The sequence below is a fragment of the Ectobacillus soli genome, from assembly GCF_042610425.1.
Lineage (GTDB): Bacteria > Bacillota > Bacilli > Bacillales > Bacillaceae_G > Ectobacillus.
Genome location: NZ_JBGJZM010000001.1, coordinates 1,938,010 through 1,954,562, shown reverse-complemented (window position 1 = coordinate 1,954,562; position 16,553 = coordinate 1,938,010). Strand labels below are relative to the sequence as shown.

Genomic DNA, 16,553 nt, shown 5'->3' with positions numbered 1-16,553 from the left:
TGAGAGAATAACGTAAATAAGGGGGCAATTGCCCCCTTATTTACGTTACTCTCCTTAAGGCATAGATCTAACAATGGATTCGATCATCAAAGCTAGAATTCCTAACACAATCGTCATTACTGTTGTCGAACATAGTATTCGTCTATTAATTGTGATAACTATTCCATTTGTAATCCACTTACGATATACAATGTAAAGTAGGATTCCTACTACAATGGAACCTATCCAATAGATTAATCCAACCTCTGTAACTAAACGTTTCCAATCAAATATCCAAAAATAAAGAATGCTAAAGTGGATGATAATCAAAGGTATTGTAAGTAGTGTAAGGATTAGTTTTACCACAACGATTCCTCCGCACAATAAAGTTTTAACCCAAAAGAGAATTGAAGTATTGTATTATAAAATTATAGTATGAGACTGCTCACTTGGGGATGAAACGATGGTAAATCAAAAAAAGATAAAATTAAGAAAACCAAAGAAGGCAGCAATGAACGAGCAGAATGTTCAGCTAACTATCCTTCCAAGACCAAGCTGGTATGAAATGCGCTCTGTTAAATGGTTCGCCATTCTATTACTTAGTATTATCCTCCTATTTGTTTACATTACAATCCTTGCACGAAATCCAATCTATGATACAGAAAGAACGATACATGACTATCTTGTAGCTACAAAAGATGTAAATGATATAAAAATAGATTCGCTTGAGACTGCGATCGCTGTATTTAATCATGAATACAAAGGATCAAGGGAAGAAATCCAGCGTAAAATAGATAAAATCGATGATACGATGAAAAATATGCTAACAACAGAGTCCTATTTACAACCTGTTCAAGAGTGCAATGAACGAGAGCTTGCATTATCGGAAGAGGCGCTTCAGTTTGCTTATCAACATACGGATGGAAACGCTACGCAAGAAGTGAATGAAAACTATGCTGTCATCATGAGAGAGATTAACACACTCAAATCGCAGAAAAGACAAGAGATTATTAATCTATTGGTGAAGTACAATCTCACTTATCAAGTGCTTCCTGATGGAGTTTTGAGTTATTCGAATTTGCTGTTGTAAGATTATCTTTAAAAATTGTGAAAAAATGCTACTTCTTTTAAAAAGGAGTAGCATTTTTTTGATAGTACATATTGCTATTATATGTAATATTTTACTAAAATGATAGGAGGAAGATTCCAAAGAGCAGGAGTGAAGGTATGCTTAATCAAACACAGAAAAATTTTCGAAAGCAAATGAAGGAATTAAATCAGAACGGATATGACGATACGATTTATTCCAATACGAGACGGCCGAGGAGAGTATGGAAGCGACCGGTTGGATGGGTTGGGATTTTCTTGTTTATCGGAATTATTATTTATTACAATACAGATATATTTCCAAAAGCTCCATCGAATACGGCTTCACCGACAATTCATCAATATTTACTGAAATCTAGGGGAATGGAGAAGATGCAAAAGGAAGCGTACGATATGTCACTTTCAGTTCTCCAACGTCAAAATCCAAGCTCCCAAGCAGATATCCAGCAAAAAATAACGGAGCTGGATAACGAAATGAAAACTATGATTACCACAGAACCGAAGCTACAAGCACTCCAAGACATTTATGAACAAGAATTGGCTCTTGCTCAGCAAACGCTCCAATTTGTCAGCATTCACTACAACGATACCTACACAAAAAATCTAAGTGATCAATACAACACATTCATTAATGAAAGTAACAAGTTACATACACAGGAAAGGCAAGAAATCGTCCATATATTTGAGACAAATCATGTTAAATATCAAGTTCTTCCAGATGGAACGATTGAGTATTCGTATATGGGATTTTGATAGATAAAGATTAAAAAAAGTTTGGGAACGAGGTTGTGACTTGCCTATTCTTGTAAATGAAAAGGAATGGCTTTTAGCTAACTGTCGCTAGGAGCCATTTTTTGGTTGGTGAAATGAACAAACTCATCCGACGACTTCGTCAATTCTTCTCTTGCCACATATAAGCGGTAGCCCCTCATTTTATTTTCCTTGTTATATAATCTTACAAAAATTAAGAAATCTTCAATTTCTGTTATAAAATATTACATAGATAGAGAATGTCATGATGGGCGGGCCAGTTGATCTTGCGTCGACAATACTTGATGAAAGAGGTGGTTCGATGAAATTTGTAGTAGTAGGATCCGGAGCAATCGGATGTTTTTATGGAAGTTTATTAGCGAGGGCTGGCGAAGATGTTACGTTTGTTGCACGTGGAAACACGCTTACGCAATTGCAGCAACAAGATTTGATCGTTCAAAGTATATGGGGCGATTACTCTATGCCGGTTCATGCCATAGATACAACAAAATTACATGAAGTACAAGCGTGCGACTACGTGCTACTTACCGTGAAATCAACGGCGTTAGCAGATGTGATGGGTGAGTTAGATCAGCTTGTAACGAAAAAAACAAAAATCGTATGTGTATTAAATGGCATCGGCAATGAAGAAATACTCGCCGATCGATTCGGAGAGGAAACCATAATCGGAGCGTCTGCTTTTGCCTCCGTCATTGTGGAACAGCCTGGTTTTATTCGTCATGTTGCAAGCGGAGATATAATGATGGGTTCATGGAACAATCAATCTTCAGAAAGTCTTCAGCTTCTTGCTAGAGCATTTCAGCGTGCAGGTGTGAACGTTATCTTAGCAGATAATATGAAAAAAGCGAAATGGGAAAAATTATTATGGAATATTAGCTATAATCCCATTACTGCACTCACGCGAAAGACAGTCGGAGAGGCGATTGCGGATCCGCAAATCTATCACATTATGAACCGCGTTACTGAGGAATACTTGAACGTAGTAGAGTCGATTGGAATGACGTTTGAAGAAGAAATGAAATCGAATGTCCTGTACCCAAATGAATTTGTTAGAAATCATAAAACCTCCATGCTGCAGGATTTAGAAAGCGGAAGAAAAATGGAATTAGATTCGATTATGGGGCATGTCATTCGAGTCGCAAAGGAACAAAATGTTCTCATTCCAACGATTGAAAGTATGTATTATTTGCTAAAGGATCAGGAGAGAACGGCCATGTAACGGCATAGGCTATTCAAGGGATGAACTTGTCAGAGGCATCCCTTTTTTTACATACAAATTCGGGGTGAAAGTATGAATGTACAGCACTTCGCTATTAATATCGGAGTGTACGGAATGGATGCTCATACTACATGGACTGAACGCGTGTATAAACCCTACTTATTTCATTTGTTTATTCGTGATGTCATCTATGCTTGTTAACAAGTGACCTGGTGAGATAGCACTGAAAAAGTTTTTCAGTGCTATCCCTGTGAACAGTTCTTCTTCATTTATGCGCCATCTGAGAGGAAAGCTCAATCAGCTTGTTCACCGTTTTCCAATTTCGTGTGGTAGCGCTTACTTGCAATTTCCGTTCAATAAAATTATTCGTGATTTTAGCACGTCCATAGCCATTCCGATATAGTAAATACACAACCTTTTCTCCAAAATGTAACAGTTCAATTTCATTTTCATACGATTGAAGTAAGTCTATGTGTTCCGTTGTTGGTTCTTCAGATAAAAAGGAAATATAGAGCATATCAATTGTTGTATTTTTCGCAGAGAGAAAAGGATTTTGACTTGCTGTATGTTTCAAATTATCCGGTGATAGTACTGTAACCGGAATATCGTAATGAAACACTTCTTTCAGTTGTTTTTCAATTTGCAGCTTCAATAGCATTTCATTCGTATCCCGATCCTCTACTTGAAATACAACATTTCCGCTTTGTACATAGGTCGTTACATCGGTATAACCAAGATCAAGAAACGCTTGTTTTAAATCATTCATTATTATTTTTTTCTGACCAGAGACATTAATGCCTCGTAATAGGGCGATATAGGGTTTCATAGGAACGCTCCTTTTTTCCAATATAATAGATTTTTAAAATAACTTATTTGAAATTATAACAAATATTTCCTTATACTGGTATGGGAAAACGTTAAAAAAGAATATTTTGCATTATCATATGGTTTTGATCTTTCCTTTATCGTCAACTCTGCGTATTTTGCTGAAATCCCTGAAGTACGACCATAAAAAATGTTCTACTTTCCTTCACAAGATCAAATCCTGCCCCGCTCATACACCAGTCATAAATGCACCCTCTCATTGAACGAGTCAAAATCTTTATCATACTCTCCATGGATAAATCACTTCGTAATTCCTGCTTATTTCGTCCTTCCGTAACAAAATCCTTGAGTATGTTATACATATGTCTGTTTTCATCTAATAAATAATTATGAGGATTGGGATTTAGGACGTTGATGTAAATTACTTTCATTACTTCTTTTCCAAGCTGATTTTGAATGAATGTCATTTGTGCGTTAATAAAGGTGAGAATTTTTTCGGTAGAGTTTAAGTCTAAGGAAATGGTCTGCTGAAAGCTGACATAAAAATCATCGATTTCTTTGAACTTTTCTAGGAAAATTTCGTACTTCGATTGAAAGTGATTATAAAATGCCCCTTTTGAAGTACCGCTTTCTTTGACAATTTCATCGACTGTTACTTGGTTGTAACCTCTTAATGTGAATAAATGTAATGAAGTATCAAGAATTTTCTTTTTTGTTTCCAATGCCTTAATTTGGCGAGGAGTTAACTTGGTCATAATTCATCTCCTTATCGTAGTTTATAATATATAAAAATATATTTGACATAAATTTACATATATTATAAGATAATTCCAATCAGAGACTATAGTCTGAGACTATAGTTTGCCATTTTAGCTATGATTGTATCTTAATAGTGTTACATGTGAAAATTCAACCTGTTTTTAAAATAGGGGGAGATGAAAATGGATAGTATTGGAAATCAAACATTGCGGAATGTACTAGATGAAAGAGTTGCTTTGCACGGTGATAAACTGTTTCTTTTGTTTGAAGATAAAGAGAAACAGGATTTTTCGTTGCTGTATGGTGAGTTTCAAGCTGATGTGAAGAGGCTTGCAAGTGTTCTATTGGATTTTGGAGTACGTAAAGGTGATACAGTGACCTTGCATTTGCCAAATTGTATGGAATTTATGACAGCGTGGTTTGCATTAGCTGAAATTGGAGCAGTTATGGTTCCAACGAATATTCTATCAACTGAAAGTGAAATGGAATTTATTCTAGAACACTCTGAGTCTGTGCTACTCATAACGGAAGAAACATATTTGGAGAAATTTAAGCATATCCGCAATCATGTCCCTAAGCTTCGTGATATTTTACTTGCTAGGTATAAAGGGAAAGATGAGTTGAACAGAAGTTTATCTTATTTAATGGAGCATGCATCAACAACCTTACCTGACGTGCCTCTATTTGCAGAAGATGTAGCGGCAATGCTATATACTTCTGGAACAACATCGAGGCCAAAAGGGGTTTTAATTACGCATGCCAATTACTTGTTTGCAGGCGAAGTAATGTCCAAGTCTATCCGACTTACACCAGAAGATCGTCAGTTTATTGTTTTACCACTTTTTCATGGGAATGCCCAGTATTATTCCGTTATGTCTGCTTTAATGGTTGGAGCAAGTGTTGCAATAACTGAGAAGTTTAGTGCTAGTAATTATTTTAAACAAGCAAAACGGTTGGGGTGTACAGTTGGCTCGCTTTTTGCAGCACCGATTCGAATGATTCTAGCAAAGGAGTATGATCCATCTGATTGTGACAATTCGTTACGAATGATTTGGTTTGCCCAAACGATAACTAATGAACAGTTAGATGATTTTGAAACCAATTACGACACGAAATTACTACAATTGTATGGAATGACTGAAACAGTTGGGACACCATTAATGAATCCACTAGATGGCATTCGAAATAATATGTCAATTGGTAAACCGACGCTTGGCTATGAAGTAAAGGTAGTCGATCAAGACGGAAATGAATGTGCGCAAGGAGAGATAGGACAAATTATTGTGAAGGGTATTCCTGGGCGTACGTTGATGAAAGGCTATTTTAAAAATGAGAGTGCGACAGAAGAGGCATTGCGGGATGGGTGGCTGTACACAGGGGACAATGCGAGGGTAAATGAAAGCGGTTACTTTTTCTTTGCTGATCGCGTGAAAGATATGATTAAGCGTGCTGGTGAAAATGTAGCAGCAAGTGAAGTGGAGAAAGTCATTTGCGAGCATCCTTGTGTATATGAATGTGCGATTATTGGAATTCCAGATGAAGTGCGAGATGAAACGATGAAAGCATATGTGATTGTACGGGATGGTCAAGTGGTGACGGAAGAGGAAATTGTTGCGTATTGCAAGCACCGCCTAGCTAAATTTAAAGTGCCTGCGTTTGTCGAATTTGTTCATGATCTTCCACGTACGTCCGTTGGGAAAATTCAAAAACACGTTTTGCGAAAATGGCATGAGAAGGGAGAAAAGATAAATGAGTAAGAAAGTCAATCACATCGCAGTTATCGTGGATGATATAGAAAAAGCACTCCTCCCTTATGAAAAGCTACTCGGCCTTATTCCAACAAAAATTGAATATGTTGCATCATACAATGTACACATTGCTTTTCTTCCAATTGGAGACACGCAAATTGAACTGGTGCAACCATTAGGAGAAGAGGGTGAACTCGTCGATTTTTTGCGAGAGACAGGCGGAGGTCTTCATCATATTGCATTGGAAGTGGACGATATTCAAGAAACAATTACGAACATGCAAAAGGGAGGGATTCCGATGAAGGATACGATTCCGCGTCCCGGTGCTCATGGCTCTACTGTAGCATTTGCTAAGAATGATGGGTTTAATGGGGTGACGATTGAATTCGTACAACCAAAAATAAATGAGTAGGGGGAAGAACAATGGTGCTTGCATCGGTTATTGGGGTTGGAAGTACGAAATATGGTGTTCTCACAGAAAGTTTTTCTGAACTCGTACAAGAAGCTGCAAGTAAGGCATTAGCTGATGCCAACATGGGACCGGACGAAATTGACGCTTTGTATCTTGGAAATTTTGCTGGTGATCAATTTTTTAATCAGAATCATCTTGCGTCATATGCAAATTCTGTAATAGGGCTGAAAGGAGTTCCAGCGACAAGGGTGGAAGCCGCATGTGCTTCTGGTGGATTAGCGATTCGGGAAGCCATTTTGGCAATCAAAAGCGGACTGCATAAACGTGTACTAGTGGTAGGTGCAGAAAAAATGACTTCACTCCCTACTGCTGGTGTAACAGGGGTTCTTGCTCAGGCTAGTAATATGGAACTGGAAGGAAAGGCCGGTTTAACCTTTCCAGGTGTTTTTGCTCTAGTAGCACAGCGCCATATGTATCAATATGGTACGACAAAGGAGCATCTCGCTGCTGTAGCAGTGAAAAATCATGATCATGCCTTATTGAATCCGAACGCTCATATGCACAAAAAAATTAGTTTGGCAGATGTATGTGCTAGCCAAACGATGATAGCTGAGCCGTTTAGTATTTTTGACTGTTCCCTTATTTCTGATGGTGCATCAGCAATGGTACTTACTGCTCCTGATCTTGCCAAGACATACCGAAACGATGTAATTGATATTGTGGGATCGGGTCAGGCAACAGGTTCATTTGAAATTTTTACAAATGATGATATGACATTTTTTTCGGCTTCCAGGCTTGCTGCTTCCAGGGCCTATGAAATGGCAGGTATACAGCCATCTGACGTCGATTTTGCTGAAGTTCATGATTGCTTCACGATTGCCGAAATTATTGCTACGGAGGACCTAGGATTTTTTGCGCCAGGCGAAGGAGGAAAGGCTGCTTTAGAGGGACGTACCCGCCTGAACGGGGAATTACCAATTAATTCGAGTGGTGGTCTGAAAGCAAAAGGTCATCCAGTTGGTGCAACAGGAGTCGGGCAAGGCGTAGAGATTGTGTATCAGCTAAGGGGACAAGCTGGAAAACGTCAGATTGAAAACGGAACAATCGGATTAACACACAATTTAGGTGGATCTGGCGGTACATGTGCCGTTCATATTTACCGTAGGAGGTAAACATGATGATAGATGTGTATCAGTGTAAGGAATGTGATCATCTTGCTGCGCAGACCTATGAATTTTGTCCGAAGTGTCGAAGTAAGCATAGTTATCTGTCAAAGAGAGTAGAAGGGAAAGGAACTGTGTTCTCTTATACTACGATTCATGTTGGCGATTTGAAATTGAAGGATGAAACGCCTTATACGGTGGTAGTTGTAGAGTGTGAAGAAGGTTTACGGTTAATTGGTAGAATGCAAAAATTACAGTCTAGTGAAGTAGTAATAGGGTCAAAAGTAGAGTTAAGCGAATGGAGAGAAGGGACACCTGTTTTTCAAATTATAAAATAAGGGGGTAATAGGTATGGAGCAAGAAAAACTAGTAAATGAGTTCGAAACTTCTGTATACGAGAATGATCGAGGAATTTTGAATAAATTTAGAGACTTTGCGTTAACAACAAGTAATTGGACGCAAAAATGGGTTCCGGATGCATGGATTATTGCGATTATTCTTTCGCTTATTATCTTTGGAATGGCACTCTCATTTGGAAACGCTTCACCCAATCAGGCTGTACAAGTTTGGGGAAAGGGTCTTTGGGTTTTGCTTCCGCTCATGGCTCAATTTAGTTTTGCAATTATCGTAGCATATGTTTGTGCTACCGCACCTGCTACGAAAACGGCGCTGAACTGGCTGGGTTCTCGGACAAATCCCAATAAACCATGGCAGGCAACTTTACTTGTAGCAATCGTCTCTTTAATGACAGGATTTGTGAACTGGGCATTAACCATTGTTGTCTCTGCAACGCTTGTTCCGTTTGTGGCAAAGCATAATCCGAAATCAGATATCCGGATGCTAGTAGCAGCAGCGTATGTTGGAATTGCAACGTTGTGGCACGCAGGTCTTTCGGGATCAGCAACTTTACTTGTAGCGACACCTGATAATTTCTTATTAAAAGATAAAATTTTAACGGAGATTATTCCTGTATCTCGTACGATTTTTTCTTCGTTTAATATTATCCTTGTCTTTATTACTATTATTTCTACGGCATTGATATTAACATTATTGACACCGAAAAAAGCAGGAACAGGAATGGATAAAGAAGTTCTTGATTCAATTACACAAGAAAATAAAATGGAACGACCCGCTCATTTAAGCCCAGCAGATCGTCTTGCATGGTGGCCTGGTTGGAATATTATTGTTGGTATTGCTTGTCTGTATTTGCTTGTTCAGACTTTTACATCAAAGGGGATTGCTGGTTGGAGTATAGACACGTATAATCTGTTGTTTCTTACACTTGCTCTATTTCTAACATGGCGTCCAATCGTATTTTTAGAGAGTTGTAAAAAAGGAGTGCAAGGTGCTTGGGGAATTTTAATCCAATTTCCGCTTTACGGAGGAATTTTTGGACTGATTTCCTATACAAATTTAGGTCATGTGCTAACGACTTTCTTCATTTCTATTTCGAATCCCCACACTTTTTTACCAATTGTATATTGGTATTCTGGGGTGCTTGGATATTTTGTACCTTCAGGTGGATCAAAGTGGATTATCGAAGCACCGTATCTGTTAAAGGCAGCGAAGGAATTGGGTATTAGCCCGGCAAGTACGACCATTGCATACGGATGGGGAGATATGATGTCTCATCTTATTCAGCCATTTTGGGCGATTGCCTTACTTGACATTACGAAAATAAAATTTGGACAAATTGCTGGCTTTTGTACAATGTTGTTGCTTGTTTATATTGTAATTACGAGTATTGCGATGTTTGTCATGCCTTTAAATCTATAACCAAAGTAATTATCATGAAGGGGGTAGCTGCTCTTTCAGTTACTCCTTTTATATTAGGATGCTTTAGACTACTTTTCATCAACTTCAAAGTTTCAGCTGTTTTTTGTAAATTTATAGATTTGAATTTTTCTAGATAAATAAACTCCGTAGCAGGATAACTACGGAGTTTGTTTAAAATTATAAGTTTAAAATAGAAACTATAAGTGCAAGTACCATAATCACAAGAGCGGGTGTTATTTCTTTGAACGGATCCTTGATTCTCACATGCAAAAGAGCACCTACTATCATTGTAGTTCCTAACCAAATGCCTACTAAATAGGAAGTAAGATATTCGTCCCCTTCCTCAACCAAAAACCGATATAATCTTATTGATTCAATAAACTTTGTTGAAAACCTTGTATACACTTTTACACATAAATTTGGACTTGACTACTATTGTTACCGCACGCAAGTTTTTTTCCCGAGAGAGGGAACAAACGAAGAACTATTGTTACCACCCGTAAGCTTTTTTTCCGATAGAGGGAACAAACAAAGAACTATTGTTACCACCCGCAAGCTTTTTTCCCGAGAGAGGGAACAAACGAAGAACTATTGTTACCACCCGCAAGTTTTTTCCCGAGAGAGGGAACAAACGAAGAACTATTGTTACCGCCCGCAAGCTTTTTCCCCGAGAGAGGGAACAAACGAAGAACTATTGTTACCACCCGCAAGTTTTTTTCCCGAGAGAGGGAACAAACGAAGAACTATTGTTACCACTCGCATGTTTTTTTTCGAGAGTGGGCACAATTCGATCCATATTTCTATATTTCTATTTCAAAGACCGCTGAAAATAGTATTTTTTTCAGTGGTCTTTGAAATAGTAGACGTTTTTTGTTTGAACGGGAAAGAAAAAGAGGAAGATGCGATCCAAACGGCCCTCCACCGCGAAGTGACCACGCCAAAGGAGTTTTCCATCCAAAAAAAACAACCCCTGACACATTTTCTACATATTTGAATTTCCTATGAATCTTTCACAGTTTGACACCAATTTCACTTAGATAATAATATAATCAATCTTAGAAATACATATTAGTAGTGGAGGGGGATGGATGCCGTGTTTTCAAATATTGGCGTACCCGGTTTAATTTTAATTCTAGTTCTTGCACTTATTTTGTTTGGACCTAAGAAGCTCCCCGAAATTGGTCGTGCTTTAGGACAAACGTTAAAGGAATTTAAGAAGTCTACTGCTGAGCTAACAAATGATGTAGTTAGTGAAGTAAAGCAAGAGAAGATCGTGGAAAAAAAGGAAGAGACTAAGGCTGAAACGAAATAAGGTATAGCATATAATGTGCCAGGTTACTCTTTTGCATGAAACGATTTCGTATGTTCTATATGCGAGTCGTTTTTTTGTGAATCAGTACTTAGAACCTTATGAATAGGTAGGGGACGGACATGGAAGATAAAGAATTACAGCTATTGGATCATTTGGATGAATTGCGGAAGCGGATTATTATATCGGTCGTTGCATTTGTTGTTTTTTTTATCGTTGGGTTTGTGTACGCCATCGATATTTATAAATGGTTTGCAAAAAGCATCGAGATGAAATTAGCTGTACTTGGTCCAAGTGATATATTGTGGATTTATTTCATGCTCGCTACTGTTGTTGCTATTGCATGTACGATTCCGGTTGTTGCTATGCAAATTTGGCTATTTGTGAAACCTGCGCTGAAACCGAAGGAGAGAAAGGCTACACTAACCTATGTGCCAGCACTCTTTTTGCTATTTATTGCTGGGCTTGCGTTTGGGTACTTTGTCATTTTCCCTATGATACTATCGTTTTTGATCGAATTAGGGAAAGACTTATTTTTGTCTAATTTTACAGCTGAGCGATACTTTCGATTTATGTTGAATATGACATTGCCGTTTGGTGTATTATTTGAACTTCCGGTAGTTATTATGTTTTTAACATCGCTTGGTATCATTAATCCTTTTATTTTATCAACCGTGCGTAAGTATGCTTATTTTATTTTGATTGTCATTGCTGTTGTCATTACACCGCCAGACTTTATGTCGGATTTTCTGGTTACGATTCCCTTATTAGTGCTCTATGAAATTAGTATTTCACTTTCTAAGATTGTTTACAGAAAACGGTTGAAACGGCAAAGGGAAGAGGAAGAAGAGGCTTCTTACTAAAAATGTTAACCATACAAAAGTTTTGTTAAAGGAGTTTCTGTGAACAATTCCTACATGCTAGGACGAGAGCCTTATTGTTATGTTACATTTACCATGAATTTAAGAGCTTTACACAGTTATTCCATGAAAAATGGAGGGATCTAGCAAATGAAAAAGCAAAAAACAATTTATGAAACTGCGATTGATAATGGGGTTACCCGCAGAGATTTCTTGAAAATGTGTACCGTAGTCGCTGCGGCTGTTGGCCTTGATTTTACACAAACGAATGAAGTGGTAAAAGCGATGGAAACGAGCACAAGAGTTCCAGTTGTATGGCTACAATTTCAAGATTGTACAGGTTGCTCAGAGTCGTTTATTCGTTCGTCCCAGCCAAAAGTTGAAAGCGTTCTATTCGACATGATTTCCCTAGAATATACAGAAGTTCTTTCGGCTGCATCTGGATTTCAAATTGAAGCAGCGATGGAGAAGGTTCTGAAGGATTATAAGGGTCAATATGTTCTTGCCGTCGAGGGAAGTATTCCGCAGGAGGGCTTCTGTACGATAGGTGGTAAAACTGGGAAAGATACGTACATAGAAATGGCGAAAAACGCAAAAGCGGTTATCGCTTACGGCTCATGTGCGGCATGGGGTGGTATTCCGGCTGCTTATCCAAATCCAACAGGCGCACAGCCAATTACGAGCTTCCAAACAGGTACGCCTACGATTCTTGTGCCAGGATGCCCGCCAATTGCAGAGGTAATGACAGGGGTTATTGCACATATTATTACTTTCGGAACATTGCCAGAACTTGATCATCTTGGTCGTCCGAAAGCATTCTACCGCCATCGTATTCATGATAAATGTAACCGCCGTGCATATTTTGATGCAGGATTGTTTGTAGAATCCTTTGATGATGAAGGAGCAAAACAAGGCTATTGCTTATACAAGGTAGGTTGTAAAGGACCAACTACATACAATTCATGTGCAGAAATGCGCTGGAATGGCGGCGTAAGCTATCCGATTCAGTCCGGGAATCCTTGTATTGGCTGTTCGGAAAAAGGTTTCTGGGACAATGGTCCATTTTACACAAGAAGAGCGAAAATTCCTGGTTCACAAATGACGATTAGTCCGGATACAATCGGACTTGCAGCGGTCGGCGTAACGACTGCGGGCATTGCCGTGCATGCAGCAGGAACTGTAGTAAAGAAAAAAATTGATGACAAACGAGGGGAAGACGAATGAGCGAACGTATAGTAGTAGATCCAATTACAAGAATTGAAGGTCATCTTCGCGTCGAAGTTGACATTGACGATACAGGTAAAATTAAGGATGCATTTAGTTCAGGAACAGCGGTTCGCGGACTCGAATTAATCGTGCGTGACCGCGATCCTCGTGATGTATGGGCCTATATTCAGCGTATTTGTGGTGTTTGTACATCAACGCATGCCCTTGCATCTTTACGCTCTGTAGAAGATGCACTGCAGATTCAAATTCCAAGAAATGCTCATTTGATTCGTGACATTATGAATATGGTTATTTTCTTCCATGACCATGTTGTTCACTTCTATCACTTACATGCACTTGACTGGGTCGATGTGCTAAGCGCTTTGAAGGCAAATCCTGCCGAAACGTCACGCGTGGCGCAGTCGATTTCTAGCTGGCCAAAATCTTCACCGGGCTATTTTGCTGATGTGCAAAATAAAGTAAAGAAGCTTGTTGATAGCGGACAGCTTGGAATTTTTGCGAATGGGTACTGGGGACATAATGCTTACAAGCTTCCGCCTGAAGTGAATTTACTGGCAGTTGCGCATTATTTAGAAGCACTTGATTGGCAAAAAGAAGTTGTAAAGGTACAAACAATTTTCGGCGGGAAAAATCCGCATCCGCACTATGTAGTCGGAGGGATGGCAACGCCGCTTGATATTAATAGCGATAACGGTGTTCATGCAGAGCGCTTAATGCACGTATCACAAATCATTGACCAAGCTATTGAATTTGTGAATCAAGTGTATGTGCCGGATGTTCTTGCTATCGGTTCTTATTACAAGGACTGGACGTATGGCGGCGGTTTGGAAAACTACTTATGCTACGGGGATTTCTCAACAGGTACGTTATACGATACGAAATTATACCGCTTCCCGCGCGGCATCATTTTAAACGGAAATATCAATGAAGTGCATGATGTGGATTTGAAAGATCCGGCTCAAGTACAAGAGTTTATCGATCGTTCTTGGTATACGTACGATGGCAAGGAAGGCGGGGGCGTTGGAAAGCATCCGTTTGCCGGAGAAACGACACTTCATTATACAGGTCCGAAAGCGCCTTATAAAAATCTTGATACAGAAAAGCAATATAGCTGGCTGAAAACACCGCGCTGGAAAGGTCAGCCGATGGAAACAGGCCCTCTTGCCCGCATGATGGTCGGTTATGCAGCGAAGAACAATGAAATTGTGAGTGTAATGGATGATACGCTTAAGAAATTGGATTTACCAATTTCAGCAATGAAATCAGCGCTCGGTCGTACGGTAGCACGTTCACTAGAAACGGTTCTTATGTCAAAATGGCTTCGCAATGATATGGATGAGCTTTTGAAAAATATTAAGAACGGTAACCAAGTTACGTTTGACGGCTCAAAATGGGAGCCAAGCACATGGCCGAAGAAAGCGCAAGGTGTGGGCTGGGTAGAAGCACCGCGCGGAGCACTGGGACACTGGATTGACATTGAAAATGGAAAAACGAAAAACTATCAAGCAGTTGTACCATCGACTTGGAATGCTTCGCCTAGAGATGCAAAGGATCAAATTGGTGCATATGAAGCTGCGCTGAAAGGTACACCGATGGCAGACAAGACGCAACCGTTAGAAATTATACGGATTATTCACTCTTTTGATCCGTGTCTTGCTTGTGCGGTACATTTAACAGATTTAGAATCAAACCAAACGACTGAAATTCGACTAGGTTAGGAGGAGGCAAACTATGTCAGACCTCATGCCAGCACAACATCATACTCATGAGCCTAATAGTGAATCTACGTTTCATCCGGAACGGAAAATTGAGTATAAGGAAGCAAAAAATGCGGTGAAAGTATACGTATGGGAGTTGCCTGTTCGTGTATTTCACTGGATCAATGTGCTTGCGATTATTTTACTTATGATTACAGGAATGTATATCGGAAATCCTCTTGTTGGTTCAAATGTACAAGAGGAAGCGTATTATTCGTTCCTAATGGGATGGGTACGATACATTCACTTTTTCGCGGCATTTTTGTTTACCATTAATTTGTTCTATCGTCTATTCTGGGCGTTTATTGGAAATAAGTATGCAACATCAAATCCGTTTCGTCTTATCTTTTGGAAAGAAGTATGGGAAACAATTAAGTTTTACTTATTCTTAAAAAATAAGAAACCGCATTACGTCGGTCACAATACGCTTGCACAGCTGAGCTACTGGATTTTTATCGGTCTTGGCTCATGGGTTATGCTATTAACAGGTTATTATATGTACTTTGAACCGCAGCCAGAATCGTTTTGGGGCAAACTTTTCGTATGGGTACCAGCCGTATTTGGCGGAGATAGCTATACGATTCGGTCTTGGCATCATTTAGTAGCGTGGGCATTTATGCTCTTTATGGTAATCCATATTTACATGGCATTCCGTGATGATTATCTCGAACGAAATGGTACGATGTCATCCATCTTTACAGGTTATAAGACGGAACCGAAAGAATTGGTTGGTGATGAAAAAGATGAAACAAAATAAAATTACTATACTTGGAATTGGCAACACCCTCTTCACAGATGAGGGTGTTGGCATTCACTTGTTACCCCTTCTTGAAGAAGCATATAAGGGTGATCAGCAAATTGAAATTATTGAAGGATTAACGGACGGAATGAAGCTGTTAGAGCCCGTAGAGGAAGCAGAAAATCTCATTATTATTGATGCGATTAATGCGGGTGTAGAAGGTGGCACGATTCTTTCGTTACAGGGGGAAGAAATTCCAGCATTTTTCGGACTGAAAATGTCGGTACATCAGATGGGCTTTCAGGAGGTTCTATTTGCGGCAAAGTGGAGAGAACGGTATCCAAAGCGCATTGTGATGTATGGAATGCAACCCACTTCGTTAGAGCTTGGTGTAGAATTAACGGAAACAAATCAGGCAAAGTTAGAAGAACTAGCAAAAGCGGTTATGGATCAAGTCAATCGTTGGAGACAGGCGTCATGAATCGCCTTGACTTTCTAAAAGAAGTGGCAGGAAGCATGATCCAAACGGTAAAATATGTATACGAGCCATTTTTATCTGATGATTTAAAAAAGATTGAAGAAGCCGCAGACAAAGCGCTTGGAGTTACATGGGTACCTATTATGAAAGTGGGAGAAATGGCGGGGGAGTCAGAAATACATTTTATTTCTGGCAAGCCGGTCATTCTCTATTCTCATGAAGAGAAAGTACTTGCAATCAGCGGTATTTGCCCAGTTTGCTCAAATCTCATACAAGTACGTGGATATGATAATGTGGCGTCCTGCATGCACTGCGAAAAGGAATACCATCTGAAAACAGGTAAGGGTGAGCTTGCTGTTACAGCGTTGCAAGTGAAAAAGAAAGACCAAATGTACGTTGTTGGTTATAACAACGGATTGTAGGT

19 protein-coding genes are annotated in these 16,553 nt (G+C 39.2%); 16 read left to right on the top strand and 3 right to left on the bottom strand.

What is annotated here, in order from left to right:
* Positions 1-54: 54 nt before the first annotated feature.
* Positions 55-345, bottom strand: coding sequence for a hypothetical protein (locus ACAN53_RS10010; protein ID WP_379969519.1), 291 nt, complete (start codon positions 343-345; stop codon positions 55-57).
* A 97-nt stretch (positions 346-442) separates the two neighbouring features.
* Here ACAN53_RS10010 and ACAN53_RS10005 point away from each other — a divergent pair, with 97 nt between their 5' ends.
* From ACAN53_RS10005 to ACAN53_RS09990, 4 genes are all read left to right on the top strand, one after another.
* Positions 443-1,069, top strand: coding sequence for a hypothetical protein (locus ACAN53_RS10005; RefSeq protein WP_379969517.1), 627 nt, complete (start codon positions 443-445; stop codon positions 1,067-1,069).
* Between the two features lie 137 nt (positions 1,070-1,206).
* Positions 1,207-1,839: a hypothetical protein gene (locus ACAN53_RS10000; RefSeq protein ID WP_379969515.1), complete on the top strand. Its 633-nt coding sequence runs from the start codon at positions 1,207-1,209 to the stop codon at positions 1,837-1,839.
* Positions 1,840-2,158: 319 nt separating this feature from the next.
* A complete protein-coding gene (locus tag ACAN53_RS09995; protein ID WP_379969513.1) occupies positions 2,159-3,076 on the top strand; it encodes a ketopantoate reductase family protein in 918 nt (305 codons plus the stop codon).
* A gap of 72 nt (positions 3,077-3,148) precedes the next feature.
* A complete protein-coding gene (locus ACAN53_RS09990) occupies positions 3,149-3,277 on the top strand; it encodes a hypothetical protein (RefSeq protein ID WP_379969511.1) in 129 nt (42 codons plus the stop codon).
* Positions 3,278-3,341: 64 nt separating this feature from the next.
* Here the strand turns inward: ACAN53_RS09990 and ACAN53_RS09985 are convergent, their stop codons facing one another.
* Together ACAN53_RS09985 and ACAN53_RS09980 are read right to left on the bottom strand one after the other, a co-directional pair.
* Complete coding sequence (locus ACAN53_RS09985; RefSeq protein WP_379969509.1) at positions 3,342-3,902, bottom strand: DUF1697 domain-containing protein; 561 nt, start codon at positions 3,900-3,902, stop codon at positions 3,342-3,344.
* Positions 3,903-4,044: 142 nt separating this feature from the next.
* On the bottom strand, positions 4,045-4,656 hold the full coding sequence (locus ACAN53_RS09980) for a TetR/AcrR family transcriptional regulator (RefSeq protein ID WP_379969507.1): 612 nt from the start codon (positions 4,654-4,656) through the stop codon (positions 4,045-4,047).
* 186 nt (positions 4,657-4,842) lie between these two features.
* Between ACAN53_RS09980 and ACAN53_RS09975 the strand changes: the two genes are divergently transcribed.
* The 12 genes from ACAN53_RS09975 (at position 4,843) to ACAN53_RS09920 (ending at position 16,551) form a co-directional block, all read left to right on the top strand.
* Positions 4,843-6,417 (top strand): AMP-binding protein, encoded by a 1,575-nt coding sequence (locus tag ACAN53_RS09975; RefSeq protein ID WP_379969506.1) that lies wholly within the window; start codon positions 4,843-4,845, stop codon positions 6,415-6,417.
* The gene (locus tag ACAN53_RS09970; protein WP_379969504.1) at positions 6,410-6,820 is read left to right on the top strand and encodes a VOC family protein; all 411 of its coding nucleotides are present in this window, start codon (positions 6,410-6,412) and stop codon (positions 6,818-6,820) included. Before ACAN53_RS09975 ends, ACAN53_RS09970 begins: the two co-directional genes overlap by 8 nt.
* 11 nt (positions 6,821-6,831) lie before the next feature.
* The gene (locus ACAN53_RS09965; protein ID WP_379969502.1) at positions 6,832-7,992 is read left to right on the top strand and encodes a thiolase domain-containing protein; all 1,161 of its coding nucleotides are present in this window, start codon (positions 6,832-6,834) and stop codon (positions 7,990-7,992) included.
* A 5-nt stretch (positions 7,993-7,997) separates the two neighbouring features.
* Positions 7,998-8,321: a Zn-ribbon domain-containing OB-fold protein gene (locus tag ACAN53_RS09960; RefSeq protein ID WP_379969500.1), complete on the top strand. Its 324-nt coding sequence runs from the start codon at positions 7,998-8,000 to the stop codon at positions 8,319-8,321.
* A 13-nt stretch (positions 8,322-8,334) separates the two neighbouring features.
* Complete coding sequence (locus ACAN53_RS09955) at positions 8,335-9,759, top strand: TIGR00366 family protein (RefSeq protein ID WP_379969498.1); 1,425 nt, start codon at positions 8,335-8,337, stop codon at positions 9,757-9,759.
* Positions 9,760-10,852: 1,093 nt separating this feature from the next.
* Positions 10,853-11,071, top strand: coding sequence for a twin-arginine translocase TatA/TatE family subunit (tatA, locus tag ACAN53_RS09950; protein WP_379969496.1), 219 nt, complete (start codon positions 10,853-10,855; stop codon positions 11,069-11,071).
* Between the two features lie 119 nt (positions 11,072-11,190).
* Entirely contained in the window at positions 11,191-11,931 is a 741-nt protein-coding gene (gene tatC / locus ACAN53_RS09945) for a twin-arginine translocase subunit TatC (RefSeq protein ID WP_379969494.1), read from the top strand.
* Positions 11,932-12,078: 147 nt separating this feature from the next.
* On the top strand, positions 12,079-13,152 hold the full coding sequence (locus ACAN53_RS09940) for a hydrogenase small subunit (protein WP_379969492.1): 1,074 nt from the start codon (positions 12,079-12,081) through the stop codon (positions 13,150-13,152).
* Positions 13,149-14,873: a nickel-dependent hydrogenase large subunit gene (locus ACAN53_RS09935; RefSeq protein WP_379969490.1), complete on the top strand. Its 1,725-nt coding sequence runs from the start codon at positions 13,149-13,151 to the stop codon at positions 14,871-14,873. Before ACAN53_RS09940 ends, ACAN53_RS09935 begins: the two co-directional genes overlap by 4 nt.
* Before the next feature lie 13 nt (positions 14,874-14,886).
* A complete protein-coding gene (cybH, locus tag ACAN53_RS09930) occupies positions 14,887-15,669 on the top strand; it encodes a Ni/Fe-hydrogenase, b-type cytochrome subunit (RefSeq protein WP_379969488.1) in 783 nt (260 codons plus the stop codon).
* Positions 15,656-16,132 carry a HyaD/HybD family hydrogenase maturation endopeptidase gene (locus ACAN53_RS09925; RefSeq protein WP_379969486.1) on the top strand — a complete coding sequence of 159 codons (477 nt, stop codon included), beginning with the start codon at positions 15,656-15,658 and terminating at the stop codon, positions 16,130-16,132. The genes cybH and ACAN53_RS09925 overlap by 14 nt, the downstream gene beginning before the upstream one ends.
* Positions 16,129-16,551 carry a hypothetical protein gene (locus ACAN53_RS09920; protein ID WP_379969484.1) on the top strand — a complete coding sequence of 141 codons (423 nt, stop codon included), beginning with the start codon at positions 16,129-16,131 and terminating at the stop codon, positions 16,549-16,551. Before ACAN53_RS09925 ends, ACAN53_RS09920 begins: the two co-directional genes overlap by 4 nt.
* The last annotated feature ends 2 nt before the right edge of the window (positions 16,552-16,553 follow it).